The sequence below is a fragment of the Defluviimonas sp. SAOS-178_SWC genome (genome assembly GCF_039830135.1).
Taxonomy (GTDB): Bacteria; Pseudomonadota; Alphaproteobacteria; order Rhodobacterales; family Rhodobacteraceae; genus Albidovulum.
The window spans coordinates 4,121,421-4,139,430 of record NZ_CP156081.1; the positions used below are offsets into that span (position 1 = coordinate 4,121,421).

An 18,010-nucleotide genomic window follows, 5' to 3' on the forward strand; every position below is an offset into this window, starting at 1 on the left:
CCCTGCGCATACTTTTGAACGTCAGCCGCTGTCACAGCCGGATGCCGAACTTCGCCGCCACCTTGCCGACGATAATGTCGAGCGGAAGGTAGTAAACGTGAACGGCATAAATAATCGCCGGAATGCCGACGACGGCGACCAGCAGCAACGCGGCGAACCCGGACCGCCGCATCATCGTTTCAGAAGGCGTGCGCATGTAGGGGATCGTCGCGATCGGCGTGATGCCGAACGTCTTGATGAGGTCCTTCGGCCGCCGCACCGCGCGGTTCAGAAGCTCCAGAAGGATGATCACGCCAATGCCGAGCGCCGCGCCGGAAAAGATGCCGCCACCTGCGATCAGAATCCGGTTCGGGCTCGACGGGCGGTCGGGGACTGTCGCTGCGTCCACGACCGAAATGCGCTCGCCCTTGGAACGGATCTCGATCTGCTCGCCCGCGGCTGCCTGCGCCTGTCGGGCCACGGCGGTGTTGTACTGCTGCTGGATGTTCGCATAGTCGCGGTTCAGCGCGTCGAGCGCGACCTGGTTCGCGGGCGTGCGGTCGATCGAATCCTTCAGGACGGCAAGCTGGTCGATCAGCTGCAGGCGCTGTTCTTCGAGGATCTGGATCCGGGTATCGAGGTCGGCGATCTGCACGTCGAGCATCGTCGCAGCGGGATTACCGGTCGTATCCGGCGGCAACTGCGCCTTCACCACCTCTTCGAGCTGCGCGATCTGCAATTGCAGCATCTTCACCTTCGGGTTCTCCGGGGTGAAAACGGCGAGCATGCCGTTCAGTTGCTGACGCAACTGGTCGAGTTGCCTGGCCTCCGGCGTCTGGTTTGCGGTTGCGGCGGCATTGACCTGGCCGGTCGAATTGAAGATCGCGATCATCCGCGCCTTCTGGTCCTTCAGCGTGGCGATATCGCGCTCAGCCGTCGCCAGCCGGTCCTGCAGCAGCGTCTGCTGGCTCAGCCGGAAGTTCAGGGTGTTCGGCAGCGCGTCGGCATTCTTGTTCTGGAAGTCGAGAATCTTCTCGCTCATGATGTCGATCTCGCCCGACAGCCGCTTCACTTCCTGATTGAAGAACTCCAGCGTGTCCTCGGCGCGGCCCGTCCTGATCTCCACATCGGCATTCAGGATGAGTGTGACGTATTCATTCACCACGCCCGCCGCGATCCGCCCGGTTTCGCCGTCGAAGGCGATGGTCATGATTGTCGCCGCCCCACGTCCGGCATTCTTGCCGATGCGCGTGTTCTGGCGCATCCCCCGTACGATGTCGTCCGGGGACATTTTCGGCATGTCGCGGAACACCTTCAGCTTCTGGGCAATCTCCAGAAGGTTGGCGCGGGTCATGAGTCGGTTCTCGATCGTCTGGAGCTTTTCCAGCGCCTGCGCCTGCACCGTGGGGGCCGCGAGTGGGCCGGGAATCTGCGAGGATTCGACTATGAGCACCGAGTTCGCGGTATAGACCGCCGGCAGCAGGAAAGCCGCGGCGATGGACCCTGCCGACACCAGCGCGAAAATGATGACGAAGTAATGAAGCCGCCGCAGGAAGACAGCAAAGTAGAAAGACAGGTCCAGGTTCATTTACGCTTCTCTTCCTCGGCCGCGATCTGGGCAGCAAAGAATACCCCATCATCCAGAACGGACTGCACCACATGTTCGTCAACATGGTGGTTATCCATACTCCAAGCGTAGAGTAATGCCATGTCGCACAGCTGGTTGACCAGACGCGGAACGCCGTGGGTCACCCGATAGACCATCCGCGCCGCCGGTTCGGTCACCTCCTCGCCGGTGCCGCCAGCCGCTTTCAGCCGGTGCGCGATCAGTTCGATCACCGCCCGTTCGTCGAGCGGCATGAGATGGAAACTCGCCGCGATCCGCTGGGCAAGCTGGCGCAGCGCGGGGTCAAGCACCATGTCGCGCAACTCTGGCTGACCGACCAGCACAAGCTGGATGACCTCGTCCTTGCCGGAGTTGATATTGGTCAGCATCCGCAGCTCTTCAAGACTTTCTGGCGAGAGGTTCTGCGCCTCGTCGAAGATCAGCACGACCCGTCGTCCGGCGGCGTATTCCTCGATCAGATAGTCCTGAAGCTTCTGGAAAAGCTGGACGTAACCGACCCCTGTCTCGAAGGGCAGGCCGAGCGAGTTCAGCACCCACTGGATCAGTTCCCCGCGTCCGCCCTGGGCATTCGAGATCAGGCCGACCGTGACCTTGGAGCCGAACTGGCGCAGAAGCTCACGCAGGAGCGTGGTCTTGCCGCAGCCCACACCGCCGGTGACGAGCGTGATCGGCGCACGGCTGAGGATGCCGAATTCGAGAACCGAATAGGCACGCCGATGCTGCGCGGACCAGAACAGGAAATCCGGGTCCGGAACGAGCGTGAAGGGACGCTCGCGGAACCCGAAGAAATCCATGTAGAAGCCGACGCTGTTCGTTTCGTCCGTGTTGGTCTCCACGACCTTGTTCATCCGCAATCCATTTCACACAATGCCGTCCCGGGCCCCGCCCGTGCCGTCAAGGACTTGTTACCCCGGTGTAGCCCGGAACTCACGGGGTTAAATAGTCACACGACTTCGGCAACTTAATGGCGGTCCCCGTCAGTACTTCCGACGCTTTCTATATGCGCTTCGAATCGATGTCCCGCATGATGCAACGCAATCGCGCCCGGAAACACGACAAATGGCGAGAACCGATCAACTGTTGCGGGCGGGGAAACAAAATTCCGCGATCCGCCGCCGCTGTGCCCCTTTCGCTGCCTTCGTTTCGGGCAGATATCCCGGCCGGCGGCAGAAAAACCCTTTAGATTCGAAATCTTGATTCCTCGGTCAGCCGTATGATGGTAAGTAGGTGTGGGTGGATGTTGCCGCATCCAGGAATCGAGATTACTGACGCCGGGCGCAACGGACGCGTCCTATTTTATTGATTGTGGGTGAGTAATGGGTGTTCCGGGCGGAGCTTGGATATGACGTTGCAGATCAATGACCTTTCCGATGATTTTGGCATGGCAAGCGCTCCGGTGGGTCTTGTGAACGTTTCGGACCGCCGGGGATTCTACCGGAATTACATCAAGCGGGTATTTGACGTCGCCGCCGTTCTGCTGGCCAGCATCATCGTCGTTCCGGTCATCGGCGCGCTCGCGATCCTCGTCGCCCTCGACGGTTCTGCGCCGTTCTACTGGAGCGATAGAGTCGGACGGCGCGGGCGGACATTCAGGATGCTGAAGCTGCGGACGATGGTGCCGCAGGCGGATCGCCTTCTCGAGGAATATCTTTCGCGCAACGCCGAGGCTCGGCTGGAATGGAACAGCACCCAGAAGCTCAAATCCGATCCCCGGATCACCAAGGTCGGCAGGTTGCTCCGCAAGACGTCGCTCGATGAATTGCCCCAGCTCTGGAATGTTCTGATCGGCGACATGTCGCTGGTCGGGCCGCGGCCGATGATGCCGAACCAGAGGGCGCTCTACAGCGGGATCGCCTACTACGCGCTCCGGCCCGGGATCACCGGGCCCTGGCAGGTTTCGGACCGAAACGAGTCCGAATTCTCCAAGCGCGCCGAATTCGACCGCGAGTATGACGAAACCCTATCGTTGGCGGCCGACGTGAAGCTGCTCTTCGCCACGATCAGGGTTGTCGTCAAAGGCACAGGTTATTGATTTGACCACCACCTCCCGTTTCAGGCAGTAGCCGCGTAGCGCAATAACGTCGCGTGACCCATCGCCTTGGAATAGTCCAAGTTCCACGGCATAGGGTATGAGGCATCCATCGAGGATAACGAATGGCCCTTCGCAAGACCCTGACAGCCATCGCGCTGGGTATCAGCCTGACGGCCCTTTCGGGCTGCGACTCGGCCGAAGAACGTGCCGAGAAGTTCTACCAGTCCGGCCTGCAATACCTCGAAGCCGGCGATATCGATCGCGCGCTGGTGGAGTTTCGCAACGTATTCAAGCTGAACGGCCAACACCACGACGCGCGCCGCGCCTATGCAGAGGCGGAACGCGGCCGTGGCAACCTGCGCGAGGCGTTTTCGCAGTATCTGCGGCTGGCCGAGCAATACCCGGATGACATCGATGCGCAGCGGGCCCTTGCCGAGATCGCGGCGCAGGGCGGCGACTGGGCCACGGCATCGCGGTATTCTGCCGCCGTTCTGGAGAAATCCCCGGATGAACTGGCCCTCCAGGCCGTGAAACTGGCGGCGGATTACGGCCAGGCGACCGAGGAGAACGATGTCAGCGGCCAGATCGCGGCCGCAACAGGAGCGCGGGCACTTCACGCGAAGCTGCCGGACAACCTGCTGCTCGCCAGGGTCATCATCGACGACCTGATCCGCGGCCAGAACTACGACGACGCGCTCGTCGAACTGAACAGGGCCATCGAGGTCGCCCCAACCGACCGCGCGCTCCTGGCACAACGGCTGTCGGTCCACGCCGCCCTCGGCGACGACGCGGCGGTGGAGGAAGGGCTGCGCGACATGGTCGCCCTCTTTCCGGATTCACCGGAGATGGGGCAGGCGCTCGTCCGTTGGTATGTGTCGCGGGGCGAAACCGACAAGGCCGAGGCCCATCTGCGCGCCCGGATCAAGGCGGGAAGCGAGGATCAGGGGCCGACGCTCGAACTCGTGCGTTTTCTCGCCGAACAGCGCGGTCCCGAAGCCGCCGTGGCCGAGCTGGAGCGGGTGATTGCCTCCGGCGCGTCAACGTCGGTCTACCGGGCTGCACGGGCCGGGTTCATCTTCGACCTCGGCCAACGGGATGCCGCGATCGCCGAGATGCAGGAACTCGTCAAGGATGCCCCGCCGTCGGACGAATCGCGGCGGACCAAGGTAGGCCTTGCCCGCATGCTGACGATCACCGGCAATGCCGTCGGTGCCCGCGCGCTGGTCGAGGAAGTTCTGGCCGAGGATGCGGGCGATGCCGAGGCTCTGAAACTCAAGGCCGGCTGGCTGATCCTCGACGACGAGGTCGGAGACGCGGTGGCGATCCTGCGCAGGGCCTACGACCAGAATCCGCGCGACGCCTCGATTCTGACGCTGATGGCACAGGCCTATGAACGCGACGGCAACCGGGACCTGATGCGCGAGACGCTGTCTCTTGCCGTCTCGGCCTCGAACCGGGCGCCTGCGGAGTCCTTGCGTTATGCACAACTCCTGGCGTCCGAGAACAAGCTGATTCCGGCAGAAGGTGTGCTTATCGACGCCCTCAGGATCGCGCCGGGCACCACGTCGCTCCTCGTTCCGCTGGGCCAGATCTACGTGCGGGTCCAGGACTGGTCGCGCGCCGAGGCCGTTGCCACCGAACTCGAGGCGCAGAAAGACCCTGCGGCGCGACCGGCGGCGCAATCCCTGCGGGCCGCGATCCTGGCGGGTCAGCAAAAGACCGATCAGGCGATCGGCTATCTTCAGGGCCTCGTCGATCAGGGTGCCGGCGGCCTTGACGCCAAGGTCGCCATCCTGCGCGCCCATCTCGCCGGCGGCCGCACCGGGAATGCGCTGGCCTATTCGGAAAGCCTTCTGGCCGAGGATCCGGACAACCCCGATCTGCGATTCATCGACGCCTCCGTGCGGGCGCTCGCCGGCCAGGCCGACGCGGCCGAGGCCGCCTATCGGCAACTCGTCGCGGAAGACAAGAGCCGCCTGCCGGTCTGGCTCGCGCTGGCGCGCACCGTCCTTTCCAACCCCGCCCGCGCGAGCGAGGCCTCGGCCCTGATCGACGAAGCGCTCGTCGCGCTGCCCGATTCAGCAGAGTTGAAATGGGCGAAGGCCGGTTTCCTCGAACGCGCCGGCGATGTCGATGGCGCCATCGCGATCTATGAAGGGCTCTACAAGGATAACAGCGCCAACCCCATCATCGCCAACAATCTGGCGAGCCTCCTGTCGACCTATCGCAGCGATCCCGACAGCCTTGCCCGGGCCGAAGTCATCGCCCGGCGCCTCCGCGGCAGTACGCTCGCGCCCTATCAGGACACCTACGGCTGGATCGCCTATCAGCGCGGCCATTTCGACGATGCCGTCGACGAGCTTGAGAAGGCGGTATCCGTTCTGGGCCACGATCCGATGGTGCGCTACCATCTGGCGATGACCTACCTCGCGCTCGATCGCAAGCCGGAGGCGCTGGCGCAATTTCGCGAAACCCTGGCGCGCGCCGGCCAAGACGATTCGCGCGACTTCGTTCTCACGGCGCGGAAAGAGGCGGAGCGTCTGGAAACAGAAGGCGTCACAGTCGGGAACTGAAGACGCCGCCTGTTGCCTCCGGGGCACTTTGCCCGGCATTGGGCCGCCCGGAGCGTGAGCTTTGCAAGTTAACGTTTTGATTCAGTGTCGATCCCTCGTAACCTTGTATCGATTCGAATGTGATTGGGGATCCGAAATGTTTAGAGCCCTGCTGGGCCTTTTTCTGGCCGTTCTTCTCGTTCCTGCTGCGTGGGCCCAAAGCGGCTATCGCATCCAGCCGGGTGACGTGTTGCAGATGGAGGTCCTGGAAGACCCGAGCCTCAACCGCAGCCTTCTCGTTCTCCCCGACGGCAGGGTGAGCCTGCCGCTCGTCGGCACGGTGCGCGCCTCGGGCCAGAGCGTCGAAGGTCTGCGCAACGCGATCTCGTCCGCGCTCGCGCCGAATTTCGCGTCGCCTCCGACGGTGTTCCTGTCGGTTGGCCAGCTGAACCCGGTCACGTCGGCCGTCAACACCGCGGTGGCGCAGGCCGCCGCCGCGAATGTCGCGACCTACGGCACGGTTGCTGTCTATGCCCTTGGCGAAGTGACCAATCAGGGCCGGGTGGATGTCAAGACGGGCACGACGCTTCTTCAGTTCCTGGCCGAAAGCGGCGGCCTGACCCGGTTCGCGGCCACCAAGCGGATTCAGCTGCGCCGTCCGGATGCGAAGACCGGGACCGAGACGGTCTACAAATACAACTACAAGGCCGTGCAGGCTGGCGCCAAAGCACCGGTGATCGTGTTGCGTGAAGGCGATGTGATCGTGGTACCGGAGCGCAAACTCTTCGAATAAAAGGCGGACAAGGTGGGGACGAGCAGCAGAACGATCGCGGTAATCGCGGCAATCTCGACAATCTGGCCCAATGCCGCGCTCCCTCAGGGGAGCGCTGGCACAATCGGGACCGGCACGAATGTCGCAGGCACAACGGCCACGACCGGGGCGCGGGCGGCGGCGGGCGCGACCGCTCCCGCACCGGCGCAGGGCGGCCTCCAGTTCGACATCGGCGTCAGTTCGAAACTGACGGTCGATGACAACTTCCAGCTCAAGCAGACCAGCACCGGCACCTCGACCATCTGGGACAACCGGGTCGATCTGAACCTGAGCAGCGTCACCGGCGTTCAGGATTTCAGCCTGAACGGTTCCGGCGTCTTTCGTTATGCCGACATCCCCGGACGCTCGATCTCCGGCTTCGAGGATCCGACGATCCGGCTCCGGTACAGGCTCGACGGTGTCAACAGCCGGCTGACCCTCACCGGGCGCTACCGGTTCGTCGACCGGGAGTTCCTCGATCCGTTCCAGATCGAGCAGGAAGAAACCAACTTCAACGGCCTCTATGCCGGCGGCGGCACCGTGACGTTCAAGAACGCCGCCTTGAACTACGTCACCGGAATCAACGACCCGCTGACCTTCACGCTCGACCTCGGGCATGACGAGAAGGACTACGACTCGACCGCGGTCGCATCGAACCCGCGGCTCTTCGATACCGAGAGCGACAGCATCGACGCGAATGTGTCGATGAAGGTCTCGCCGCTCACCAGCCTGCGGCTCAGCGCCGGGCTGACGGATTACAGCGCGAACGACCCGAACCAGACCCGGCGGAAGACCACCGACTACGCCATTGGCGTCGTTCAGGACATCAACCCGGTTCTCGTTCTCGACGCCCAGGTTGGCTATACCGAAGTGGAGACCGACACGGTCCTGGGGACGCGACGGCGCGACGGCGCGACCGGGGCTGTCACGCTGACCCAGACCCTTCCGAACGGTTCCGTCTTCGCCGCGCTCGACTCGGCACTCAACCAGAACGGCACGCGCACGACCCTGCGCTTCGGCCGCGACCTGCAATTGCCGCTCGGGAACTTGCGCGCCTCGGTCGGCGGCACGAAGACGCCGGGCGGCGACACCTATGTCGTGGCCACCGTGGCCTACAGCCGCCAGCTGAAGTCGTCCGACATCACGGTCTCGCTGAACCGCGCGGTCTCGACCAACAACATCAACGAGGATGTTCTCGATACCCGTCTGACCGTCGGCTACGGCTACGAGATCGACGCCAATTCGCGGATCAATCTCGCGCTGAACTGGGGCCGGTCGGAAAGCGCCGGAATCGGCGCCGCCCCGACGATCGAGCGGACGACGCTGCGCGCCTCCTATTCGCGCGACTTGACGCAGGACTGGGCGATGACGGGTGGCGTTCAACTGCGCAAGCGGACCGATTCCACGCCGGGCGTCGGCGACGCGGACTCGAACTCGGTCTTCCTGAGCCTCGACCGGACCTTCAATTTCCGGCCCTGACGGTGCGGATCGGGCCGGAATCCGGCTTGCTGTTCCGAAGGGGTTTGGAACGGGCATGCGCAACGGCAGATCCCACGCATGGGAACGTGTACGTGTGCGGCTCCGATTCCAATTCAACGCGGCGCCGAAACACTATAGGTTCACGAGAGTTGCAGAGTACCCGCGGGCAATCGGAAGATGACGCAGTCGACCAGTCCTGACCAAAGCGCCGGTTTCCCGGTGGGTGTCATTCGCCCGGCGGGTCTTGGGCTTTTCGTCCTTCTTCTCATCGCATCTCTGCCCATCTTCTGGATCGGCTTCGTCTCGCTCGCGCAGGCCTGGTCGACGGCGGAATACAGCCACGGTCCATTGATCCCGCTGATCTCGCTCTACCTGTTCCTGCGCGAACAGCGGCGGATGCCTCTTCCCGAAGCCGGGGCACGCTTGCGCTGGCCCGGCCTTCTGGTCATCGCCGGATCCCTTGCGCTTGCCGCCCTCGGCAACCTGATGCGGGTGCCCGACATTGTCACCTACGCGTTCATTCTCTGGGTCTCTGGCGTGGTGCTGACGATCTTCGGCTGGGATCGCGGCCGCCGGCACCAGTTGCCGGTCTTTCACCTGATCTTCATGCTGCCGCTGCCGCAAATGCTTTACTGGAAGCTGACGATCTTCCTGCAGTGGGTGTCCTCGGCGCTCGGCGTCTGGTTCGTCAGCCTCGCCGGTGTGGCTGTCTATCTTGAAGGCAACGTGATCGACCTCGGCATCTACAAGCTTCAGGTGGCCGAGGCCTGTTCGGGCCTGCGCTACCTCTTCCCGATCCTGAGCTTCTCCTACCTCTTCGCGATCCTCTATCGCGGGCCGTTCTGGCACAAGGCCGTGCTTCTCCTCTCGGCGGCACCGCTTACCGTCCTGATGAATTCGGTCCGGATCGGCATCATCGGCATCCTTGTCGACCGCTACGGGATCGAACAGGCGGAGGGCTTCCTGCACTTCTTCGAAGGCTGGGTGATCTTTCTCATCTGCGTCGCGATCCTTTTCGGCATGGCGATGGCGTTGCAACGCCTGACGCCGAAGCCGATGCCGCTGGCCGAGGCGATCGACCTCGATTTCGAGGGTTTCGGCGGTATCCTCGCACGCGTCCTCGCGATCCGCGCGGCGCCCGCACTGGCGGCGGCCGTCATCCTGACCGGCGCCGCCTCGACCGCCTGGCATACGCTGCCGGCACCCGAAGCCGTGGCGCCGGCGCGCGATCCGCTGCTGCTGTTTCCGCGCAATGTCGAGGGTTGGCAGAGCTACACCGTCGATCTGGAACCGGATGTGGAGCGGGTTCTGGCCGCCGACGATTACCTCAATGCCTTCTACCAGAAGCCGGGCGAACGCAGCGTGGTGAGCTTCTTCGTCGCCTGGTATGCCAAGCAGACCGAAGGCCAGGGCATCCACTCGCCCGAAGTTTGCCTGCCGACCGGCGGATGGGAAGTGTTCTCGCTGGAGGAAGTGCCGCTCGACCTCGACGCGGTCGGCTACGGAACCTTCCGCGCGAACCGGGCCGTGATCCAGAAGGGGTTGTCAAAGCAACTCGTCTACTACTGGTTCGAGGGGCGCGGCAAACGCGTGGCCAACGACTTCCGCGCCAAGCTGAGCGTGCTGACCGACAGTCTGACGCTCGGCCGGACTGACGGAGCACTCGTCCGCTACGTCACCCCGATCGAGGCGGACGAGACCGAAGCCGATGCCGAAGCGCGGCTGAAAAGCTTCATGTTGCTGAGCCTCGCCAACCTGTCGCGCTACGTGCCGTTCTGACGGAGATGCGATGCACGTTCTTGCATCCGATCCGTCCCGTCGGGGCACCGAGATGACCTCGCACGATGAACGTTTTGCCGGATCGGGCCGCATTCCGCGCGCCGTCTGGATCGTCGTCTCCCTGTCGGTTCTGCCGGAGCTCATCCTTCAGGGGGCCGATCTCGATCTCTGGGGACGGCCCGGATGGCGGTCGGTCGCCTATGAATATGCCGGGTTCTGGGCGGGGCTATTGGGCGATTGGCGGCCGAACTACACGCTCCAGCCGATCCTGATGTTCGTCACCTACGGGTTCCTGCATGCCGGCATCTGGCACCTCGTGCTGAACATGACGACGCTGCTCGCACTGACCCCGCCCCTGGTCGCGCAGGTCGGAACCGGCCGGTTCCTCGCGCTTTACGGGGTTTCGATCCTCGGCGGCGCGGTGGGATTCGCCGCCCTGACGCGCGCGACCGCCCCCATGGTCGGGGCTTCGGGAGCCCTCTTTGGACTTGTCGGCGCGCTCATGTCGCTCGATTTTCGCCGGCGGATCGACACCGGGCGGCCGGTTGCGCCGCTGGCCGGGACGGCGCTTGCGCTGATCCTTGGCAATGCGCTGGTCTGGTGGGCGACGAACGGGCGGCTCGCCTGGGAAACCCATCTCGGCGGATTTCTGGCCGGCTGGATAGCCGCAATGGCCGTGCCCGACCGCCGCGCGGACCGGGCCTGATCCCATCCGATCCGGGTGGCGCCCGCTCAGCCGCGCCCCATGCTGGCGAAGATCCTGTCATAGGCCGCAAGGAGATGCGGCACCGAATGGGCCCAGCTCAGGCGCTCGGTCACCCGCGCCCGCCCGATCCGGCCCATCTCCAGCCGCCGCTCCGGCGCATCCATCAATTCGGCGATCTTCGCCGCGAAATCCTGCGGGTCGTTCGCGCGGGCGTAAAGCGCGGCATCGCCCGCCGACGCCCGCCCCTCTTTCAGATCGAACTGCACCACCGGTTTTTCCAGCGTCATGTATTCCATGACCTTGTTCATGGTGGAGATGTCGTTCATCGCGTTCTTCGGATCCGGGCTCACCCCGATATCGCAGCTGTTGAGCGCACGCAGCATATCCTCGTCATAAAGGGCACCGGTGAAGGTGAAGTGGTCGCCCAGTCCGCGCCGCGCCACGTCGGCCTCGACGTTCGGCAATTCCGGGCCGAAGCCGACGATGATGAAATGCACATCCGGGCGGCCCGTGTCGCGGATCAGGTGGTCCGCCGCGGCGACGAGAAGGTCCATCCCCTCCTGCTGGCCGATCACCCCGATATAGCCAAGGACGGTCCCCGCCCCCTTCCGCATCGCCGGATCGGCGGGCCGGATCTCGAACTTCTCGATCTTGGGCGCAGACCGCACGACGAACACGTCCTCCGGCGCCATACCGCCGCGCCGGATGGCGATCTCGCGGAAGCTTTCGTTCGTGGCGATGGAGACGGAGGCACAGGCAAAGGTCATGCGCTCCCAGATCAGCATGATCTTGTAGAGCAGGCCCTTCCTGTCGAACTTGGCCTCGAAAAGCTCCGGGCAGACATCGTGGTGGTCGAAGAGGTATCGCACACCCGCAAGCCGATACCGCAGCGCCAGAAGAAAGACGAGGTCGGGCGGGTTGCAGCCGTGGATGACATCGAATCCCCTTTCGCGCCGGACACGGCGGGCGAGCCGGAACCAGTGCCAGAGCGACCAGAGATATTCCTTCGCGTAGGCCACGGCACCGGAATGCGCCTCGTCAGGTTCGGGATACCGGTAGATATGGATCCCGTCGATGACCTCGTAATGCTTGTCCCAGCCGCGCCCCGTCGGGCAGATCACGCTGACGTCGTAGCCCGCCTGGTTCAACGTCGTCGCCTCAAGCCAGACACGCCGGTCAAGCGGCACGGGGAGGTTCTCGACGACGATCAAGACCCGCCGTTTCGCCTTCGCTGTCATCGTCATCTCCTGCCCCGGCCGCGCGGTCCTGCTGATAAAGGTTTCGCGGCCGGTTCGCAAAGCCACGGGCGATCCCTGCCCCCGGTGACAACCGATCTGTGCCCGCTTCTCCTCACTCGACCACCTCGTACTCGGCGAGGATGGTTTTCTGGACGAAAAGGAAATTGTCGTCCGAGATCAGGCTGACGATCAACCGGCCTTCCGGGTCGACCCAAAGGCTCATGCCCTCCATGTTGTCGAGCGTTCCGGCGCGCGTTTCCAACAACGTCTCGGGCGCACCGAAACCGGCGCCGTCATAGGCAAAGCGGCGAATGTGCGTGGCGAAGCCGGTTGCCGCAAGCCGGCGTTCGAGGAGCCAGAGCTTTCCGTCCGGGCCAAAGACCGCATCGGCAGCGTCGAACCCGTCCTCGGCGGGAAGCGGCGGGCCGGGCTGCCAATCGCCCTTGCGGCCGATGTAGGTGCCGAACGTCGCACCGTCGCCGGGCGTTTCAAGAATCGCGATCAAACCGCCATCGGGAAGGATCGCCAGCCCCTCGAACCCGGCATTGCCCCAGAGGTCGCGGAACCGGTCCCATCGGTGAAGCGTCACCGGCATCAAGTCCGGAAGGCTGACCGAGGTGATCCGCGTATAGCTTTCATAGCCGACATAGACCGATCCGTCCGGCCCGACGCTGAGCGCCTCGGCGTCGGCGGTGAAGCCATGAACCGGCTTGCCGGAATTATCGAGGAGCCGCGCCTGCCAGTCGCTTTCGACATTCGTGATCTGGCCCTTGTCATCGCGGCTGACTTTGGCGCGGAACATCTCGCCCTCATCCGTGACCGCGAGGAAAGAGGCACCGTCCCCGGCCATCGCCAGACCGGAAAAGCCGCCAAAGCCCTCATGGTCTTCCTGCCACTCGTAGATCCCGCGCGGGATCAATTCGGTGGCGCCGGCATGTCCGGCCAGAAGGACGGCAAGCAGGCCAAGGCCAGCTGCCGCGTCAACTCCCCGCACGGCCGAACGCGATCCGCCGCGCCTCGGGTGAAAGCCGCTCGCGCACCGATTTCGGCGGGCCGAGCCCCCAGACAGCGCGCAGAAGCGCGCCGGCCTGCGGCAGCGCCCCTCTCAGCACGAGCTGTCCCGCCTTCGCCGTCGCATAGGCCATCGCGACCGGCAGGCCGATCGGGTTGAAGCGGCGCACGAAGAGCATGCGGCTGTGATACTTGAACCAGAAAGAGAACGGTGAGGCGAGGCGTTCGAGCGTTGGTGATCCTATCGCGGTGCCGGCATGGTGGTAGACGACAAGCCCGGGTGCCACGACGAGGGGCATGTCACCGCGCCGGAGCGCCCAGTCGGCCTCTTCGTAATAGAGAAAGTAATCCTCGCGCATCGGACCGACCGCTTCGTAAAAAGAGCGCGAGGCGACCATGCTGGCCCCGGTGATGAAATCGAGATCCGCACCCCTCGGCAGGACCGCCTCGGCCGCGGCCCGACCGAGATTGACGTTGCCCGAGACGCCGGTCCAGAGATTGACGAGTCCGCCGTCGATCTGCACGCGGTGCGGCGGCTCCGCGAAACAGACCCGCCCCCCCATCAAGGCGTAATCCGGCGTCTCCTTCGCGGCGGAAAGGATCGCGCGGCAGGCTCCCTTGTCGGCGAAAGCGTCCGGGTTCAACACCCAGAAATGGTCGATCCCGGACATCGCCGCCGCGACGGCGAGGCCGACATTGACGCCACCGGCGAAGCCCCGGTTGGCCCCGGAATGGACCAGCGTCACTGCCCCCGCCTCGGCGCGCGCCGGTCGTTCCTCGCCCCCGAATTCCCGTAGATCGACACCTTTGGTGGCGGCCCAGCCGCGCAAGGTGGAGACGGTGTCGTCGGTTGACGCGTTATCCACCACGATCACCGCCGGCCGGCCGCCTTCCTGTTCGAGAAGGCTTTCCACACAGCCGAGGATGACGTCGGCGGATTGGAAGGCAACGACGATCACGCCGATCGGAAAGTCAGGTTCGGACATGTCAACTCACTCAGAACAGGGATGGCGGCGGGGTACCCCCGGAAAGTGGTAGCAATTTGGCGGGGATCGGGCCAGTCCCGAAAGACCGGCGGAATTGCGCCCAAGGCTTCGGGATGCTTAATGTCGGATCAACCGCAGAAGGAGACCGGGATGGCCGTTGCCAGAAGATCGCTGCTTTCGCGCCTCACCCGGGCGGTCCGGTCGTTCCTCGACCCTGCCGTGCTCGTTCACCCGTTCCGGATCCTGCACTATTACGGCTACACCCATGTCAAGCAGCGCCGGCTCCTGACACTCGGCCGGGACGTGCGTCTCGCGCCCAATGTCTCCTTCGCGAACGGCGAGCGGATCGCGCTTGGCGATCAGGTCCAGGTCGGTGCGCGGTGTTCTCTCTGGGCGGGCAAGACGACGAGCTGGATCCGGGTCGGCGCGCGCACCACGTTCGGGCCGGAATGCTTCGTCACGGCGGCCGACTATGGCCTCGCCGCCGGCACCCGCATCACCGACCAGGAGATGGTGGAGCGCGACATCATCATCGGCGAGGATTGCTGGATCGGCACGCGGGCGATCCTGACCGCGGGCGTTACGATCGGCGACGGCGCGGTGATCGGGGCGGGATCCGTCGTCACCCGCGATGTGCCCGCCGGCGCGATCGCCGTCGGCGTTCCGGCGAAGGTCGTGAAGATGCGGCAGTGACCTAACGGACCACCCGCCGCCAGAGATAGCCCCGAAGCGCCGACATCGAGGCCAGCGCGGCAAGGCAAACGGCCACCACGGCCCAGCGCGACCAGTCGAGATGGGCGATCAACCCGGTCTGTGGCGGATAATACCGCGCGTCGATCAGGGCGGCGACACAGGCCATCGCCGTCAGGGCGGAGGGCAGCACCAGCGGCTTGAGCGGGAGTCCGGTCCGCCGGGCCGCGAGGTTCAGCGAAACCAGGTATCCCAGAAGCTCCGCCACCATCGCGATGTAGATCACGGTCATCACCGTGCCGGTATGGGTCACGGCATACCATGAGACCGGCAGGGACAAGACCCGGAACAGGTTCGCCACCGCCGCATTGCCCGACCGTTCTTTCGACAAAGCGACCGTCGATCCGCCGGTTTTCGCGACGCGCAGGGCCTGCACCACAGTCATAGGCACCAGAATCTCGAGAATTGCCGCGTATTTCGGTCCGAGCAGAAGATGGATCACCGGCCCGCCCAGAAGCACCACGCCGATAAGCAGGACGATGCCGATCGCAAGGCCCGCCTCGGTCGCCGCGACTCCGAGCCAGCGAAACGACTCGTCGCGGTCCCGCGCCGCGCCGAGCTGCGGCAGGAAGAGCGACTGGACGGCCCCCGCGAGGACCAGCGTCGGGGTCAGCGTCAGGGTGATCGACATGGAAAAGATGGCAAGCTGGCTCATCCCCAATTCGCGCCCGACGATCAGCCTTTCGCCGTTGAAGACGCCGAAAAGCAGGATGCCGTTCAGGAGAAGCGGCCAGCCGAACACCGTTGCGCGCCGGATCAACCCGAAATCGAAGGTCACGCCATACCGCCGCTCGGCCATCAGATGCGACAGGATCACCATCGCGCCCGCCTGCACGAAAAGGGCGATCAGCATGATCCGGTAGTCGCCGAAATAAAGCGCCAGCGGCCAGACGGACAGGACGGAGATCAGCGGCGGAACCGCCTGTGTCACGATCCAGGGGGTGAAATTCAGATGCCGCTTGAGCCGATGCATGTCGAAATGCTGCAACCCGTTCACGAGGGGGATGAAGGCGATAGCCTGATATGCCCAGGCGATCTCCTCGATGCCGAGAAAGCGCGCGTAAGGATAGGCGATGGCGAAGAGCAGGATACTCGACGTTACGCCGCGGATCAGTTGAAAGCCCTGTAGCGCCTTCTGGACGCCGGGATCGTCGCCATCCTTATCGACGACGATCATCTGGTTCAGACCGAAATAGGAGAACATCTCCACGATCGACATCGCGATCGCGAAGGTGGAGGCGATGCCGTAATCCTCTGGGCTGATCAGACGCGCAATGATCAGATTGCGCAGCAGCAGCAGCGCCGAGCCAAAGGCGTTGCCCGACACGAGCATGAAGGCTTTCCTCAGCATGATGCGCTTGTCTCGACCCCTTCTGCCGGCGCGTGCAGTTTTCGGCCCGAATGCCCCGAACCGCAAGGCTTGACTTGGCGAAAGGGGGAGGTTGCAGGCGGATGAGAGGGAAATTGGCCACGGATCATCCGACCGTCTCAAATCCAGTCAGAACGTTACAGAAGCCGGGTTCCGGAGCCGCAACAAATCGCCCTCTGCGGCCGCATGGTCGCCGTTGCGGAAACTGCGCGCCGACGGATCTTCCCTGCAATCGGCCAAAGCCGCCGCGAGATCAGTCCTCGTCCTCGACCTTGCCGCGCAGGCTCTTGACCGCGCCGCGCGCCGTCTTGGCCTTCAGCCGGCGTTTCTGGCTGCCGAGCGTCGGGCGCGTGGCGATCCGCCGCTTCGGTGCGACGAGGGCGGCGCGGATCAGGTCGGCCAGACGCTCGCGTGCGAGTTCGCGGTTGCGGGCCTGGCTCCGGGTTTCCTCCGCCCGGATCACGATGGCACCGTCCAGGGTCCAGCGCCGCCCGGCCAGCCGCTTCAACCGCCTCTTGACCGGATCGGGCAGGTTCGGGCTCCGCTCCGCCTCGAACCGCAATTCGACGGCGGTCGAGACCTTGTTGACGTTTTGCCCCCCCGGACCGGAGGAGCGGATGAAGCTTTCGGTCATCTCCCAGTCGGCGATGGTGAGTTCGTCGGTGATATGCAGCATCGGGCCAGCTTTCGGATGGGCAGGCGGGGAGGATAACGCAATCTTCGGGCGATTTCCGGAACAGAAAGGGCCGCTCCGATTTGGAGCGGCCCTCCGAGATCTACGGAGATGGGCCAGTTAGGGTGTCGAAGATCGACTAGGCCCAGTCAGGGTTTGAAACCCTTGGGTTTGCCCTCAGGCCACGGCCCCCCTGACTGTCCCGACACCTCTCTCCAATATCACTCTAGACACTGGATCACCTCCTTTCTCTGCGTTGCCGTTATCCACAGGCTGCCACAGATTTTGTGTTTGTCAAAAGTTTTTACGCAACTTTTGCTGTCAACCTTGTAACAATTACGCGGAAGGGTATGAGTGCCACAATTGCGAGCGAAAGTTTGACGAGCCAGTCCGCGCTGGCAAGCGACACCCAGAGCGGTACTTCGGGGCCGGTTCCGAGAAGCGGCAGCACTTCGCCGGCCCAGCTCACGTCATTGGCCGGTTCAAGGAAGACCAGCGCGGCGGAAAAGGCCACGGAGAAGAAGATCGCGGTGTCGAGCGAGGCCCCGATCAGCGTCGAGACGAGCGGCGCCCGCCACCAGCCCCGGCCGCGCAGCCGGTTGAAGACGTGAACGTCCATGAGCTGGGCGACGAGGAACGCAAGGCCGGAGCCGAGCGCGATCCTGAGCGTCACGAGCGGGCCGAACTCGCCCATGATCTGGGTGCCGATCAGCGAGCAGAACACGCCCACGACAAAGCCGGCGACGACGACCTTGCGGGCGGCAGCCGGGCCCTGGATGCGGTTCGTCAGGTCGGTGACGAGGAAGGCGAAAGGATAGGTGAAGGCGCCCCAGGTCAGCCACTGACCGAAGAGGAACTGCACGAGGATGTTGGAAGCCACCACGATGGCGGCCATGGCGAGAATGCCAGGGATCAGGTTGCGGGTCATGTCATATCCGTTTTTTACAAGGTCGCGGCGACTTGGTCCGCCGTTCCTGCGGCGAACGGGCGGCCCTTACGCCCTCGGCGCGGCCCGGTC

At 64.2% G+C, this 18,010-nt stretch carries 15 protein-coding genes; 7 read left to right on the forward strand and 8 right to left on the reverse strand.

The window, feature by feature from the left end; all coding sequences use genetic code 11:
- Positions 1–31: 31 nt before the first annotated feature.
- Positions 32–1,567, reverse strand: coding sequence for a GumC family protein (locus V5734_RS21325; RefSeq protein WP_347311607.1), 1,536 nt, complete (start codon positions 1,565–1,567; stop codon positions 32–34).
- Positions 1,564–2,454, reverse strand: a complete 891-nt coding sequence (locus V5734_RS21330; RefSeq protein ID WP_347311608.1) for an ExeA family protein — start codon at positions 2,452–2,454, stop codon at positions 1,564–1,566. Before V5734_RS21330 ends, V5734_RS21325 begins: the two co-directional genes overlap by 4 nt.
- Before the next feature lie 494 nt (positions 2,455–2,948).
- Between V5734_RS21330 and V5734_RS21335 the strand changes: the two genes are divergently transcribed.
- The 6 genes from V5734_RS21335 to V5734_RS21360 all read left to right on the forward strand — a co-directional run bounded on the left by V5734_RS21335 (position 2,949) and on the right by V5734_RS21360 (position 10,965).
- Positions 2,949–3,638, forward strand: a complete 690-nt coding sequence (locus V5734_RS21335) for a sugar transferase (protein WP_347311609.1) — start codon at positions 2,949–2,951, stop codon at positions 3,636–3,638.
- A 122-nt stretch (positions 3,639–3,760) separates the two neighbouring features.
- Positions 3,761–6,211, forward strand: coding sequence for a tetratricopeptide repeat protein (locus V5734_RS21340; protein WP_347311610.1), 2,451 nt, complete (start codon positions 3,761–3,763; stop codon positions 6,209–6,211).
- Positions 6,212–6,347: 136 nt separating this feature from the next.
- On the forward strand, positions 6,348–6,983 hold the full coding sequence (locus V5734_RS21345) for a polysaccharide biosynthesis/export family protein (RefSeq protein ID WP_347311611.1): 636 nt from the start codon (positions 6,348–6,350) through the stop codon (positions 6,981–6,983).
- Positions 6,984–6,995: 12 nt separating this feature from the next.
- A complete protein-coding gene (locus tag V5734_RS21350) occupies positions 6,996–8,480 on the forward strand; it encodes a hypothetical protein (RefSeq protein ID WP_347311612.1) in 1,485 nt (494 codons plus the stop codon).
- 177 nt (positions 8,481–8,657) lie between these two features.
- A complete protein-coding gene (xrtD, locus tag V5734_RS21355; RefSeq protein ID WP_347311613.1) occupies positions 8,658–10,259 on the forward strand; it encodes a VPLPA-CTERM-specific exosortase XrtD in 1,602 nt (533 codons plus the stop codon).
- Between the two features lie 10 nt (positions 10,260–10,269).
- Complete coding sequence (locus V5734_RS21360; protein ID WP_347311614.1) at positions 10,270–10,965, forward strand: rhomboid family intramembrane serine protease; 696 nt, start codon at positions 10,270–10,272, stop codon at positions 10,963–10,965.
- Positions 10,966–10,991: 26 nt separating this feature from the next.
- Here V5734_RS21360 and V5734_RS21365 read toward each other — a convergent pair whose 3' ends face one another.
- The 3 genes from V5734_RS21365 to V5734_RS21375 form a co-directional block, all read right to left on the reverse strand.
- Positions 10,992–12,203: a glycosyltransferase family 4 protein gene (locus tag V5734_RS21365; RefSeq protein WP_347311615.1), complete on the reverse strand. Its 1,212-nt coding sequence runs from the start codon at positions 12,201–12,203 to the stop codon at positions 10,992–10,994.
- Positions 12,204–12,315: 112 nt separating this feature from the next.
- Positions 12,316–13,197, reverse strand: coding sequence for an esterase-like activity of phytase family protein (locus tag V5734_RS21370; RefSeq protein WP_347311616.1), 882 nt, complete (start codon positions 13,195–13,197; stop codon positions 12,316–12,318).
- Complete coding sequence (locus V5734_RS21375; protein WP_347311617.1) at positions 13,184–14,200, reverse strand: glycosyltransferase family 2 protein; 1,017 nt, start codon at positions 14,198–14,200, stop codon at positions 13,184–13,186. Before V5734_RS21375 ends, V5734_RS21370 begins: the two co-directional genes overlap by 14 nt.
- A gap of 120 nt (positions 14,201–14,320) precedes the next feature.
- On the opposite strand from V5734_RS21375, the gene V5734_RS21380 reads away from it, so the two are divergent.
- Complete coding sequence (locus tag V5734_RS21380) at positions 14,321–14,893, forward strand: acyltransferase (protein ID WP_347311618.1); 573 nt, start codon at positions 14,321–14,323, stop codon at positions 14,891–14,893.
- A gap of 1 nt (position 14,894) precedes the next feature.
- On the opposite strand, the gene V5734_RS21385 is transcribed toward V5734_RS21380, so the two are convergent.
- The 3 genes from V5734_RS21385 to V5734_RS21395 all read right to left on the reverse strand — a co-directional run bounded on the left by V5734_RS21385 (position 14,895) and on the right by V5734_RS21395 (position 17,920).
- Positions 14,895–16,301 (reverse strand): oligosaccharide flippase family protein, encoded by a 1,407-nt coding sequence (locus V5734_RS21385; protein WP_347311619.1) that lies wholly within the window; start codon positions 16,299–16,301, stop codon positions 14,895–14,897.
- Between the two features lie 271 nt (positions 16,302–16,572).
- Positions 16,573–16,995: an alternative ribosome rescue aminoacyl-tRNA hydrolase ArfB gene (gene arfB / locus V5734_RS21390; RefSeq protein ID WP_347311620.1), complete on the reverse strand. Its 423-nt coding sequence runs from the start codon at positions 16,993–16,995 to the stop codon at positions 16,573–16,575.
- A gap of 301 nt (positions 16,996–17,296) precedes the next feature.
- Positions 17,297–17,920, reverse strand: a complete 624-nt coding sequence (locus V5734_RS21395; protein ID WP_347311621.1) for a queuosine precursor transporter — start codon at positions 17,918–17,920, stop codon at positions 17,297–17,299.
- Positions 17,921–18,010: the final 90 nt, after the last annotated feature.

Bases quoted from the DNA above. Each gene is read 5' to 3' on its own strand.
- V5734_RS21325 (WP_347311607.1), bottom strand. From the start codon at position 1,567: ATGAACCTGGACCTGTCTTTCTACTTTGCTGTCTTCCTGCGGCGGCTT.
- V5734_RS21330 (WP_347311608.1), bottom strand. From the start codon at position 2,454: ATGAACAAGGTCGTGGAGACCAACACGGACGAAACGAACAGCGTCGGC.
- V5734_RS21335 (WP_347311609.1), top strand. From the start codon at position 2,949: ATGACGTTGCAGATCAATGACCTTTCCGATGATTTTGGCATGGCAAGC.
- V5734_RS21340 (WP_347311610.1), top strand. From the start codon at position 3,761: ATGGCCCTTCGCAAGACCCTGACAGCCATCGCGCTGGGTATCAGCCTG.
- V5734_RS21345 (WP_347311611.1), top strand. From the start codon at position 6,348: ATGTTTAGAGCCCTGCTGGGCCTTTTTCTGGCCGTTCTTCTCGTTCCT.
- xrtD (WP_347311613.1), top strand. From the start codon at position 8,658: ATGACGCAGTCGACCAGTCCTGACCAAAGCGCCGGTTTCCCGGTGGGT.
- V5734_RS21360 (WP_347311614.1), top strand. From the start codon at position 10,270: ATGCACGTTCTTGCATCCGATCCGTCCCGTCGGGGCACCGAGATGACC.
- V5734_RS21365 (WP_347311615.1), bottom strand. From the start codon at position 12,203: ATGACAGCGAAGGCGAAACGGCGGGTCTTGATCGTCGTCGAGAACCTC.
- V5734_RS21375 (WP_347311617.1), bottom strand. From the start codon at position 14,200: ATGTCCGAACCTGACTTTCCGATCGGCGTGATCGTCGTTGCCTTCCAA.
- V5734_RS21380 (WP_347311618.1), top strand. From the start codon at position 14,321: ATGTCGGATCAACCGCAGAAGGAGACCGGGATGGCCGTTGCCAGAAGA.
- V5734_RS21385 (WP_347311619.1), bottom strand. From the start codon at position 16,301: ATGCTGAGGAAAGCCTTCATGCTCGTGTCGGGCAACGCCTTTGGCTCG.
- arfB (WP_347311620.1), bottom strand. From the start codon at position 16,995: ATGCTGCATATCACCGACGAACTCACCATCGCCGACTGGGAGATGACC.
- V5734_RS21395 (WP_347311621.1), bottom strand. From the start codon at position 17,920: ATGACCCGCAACCTGATCCCTGGCATTCTCGCCATGGCCGCCATCGTG.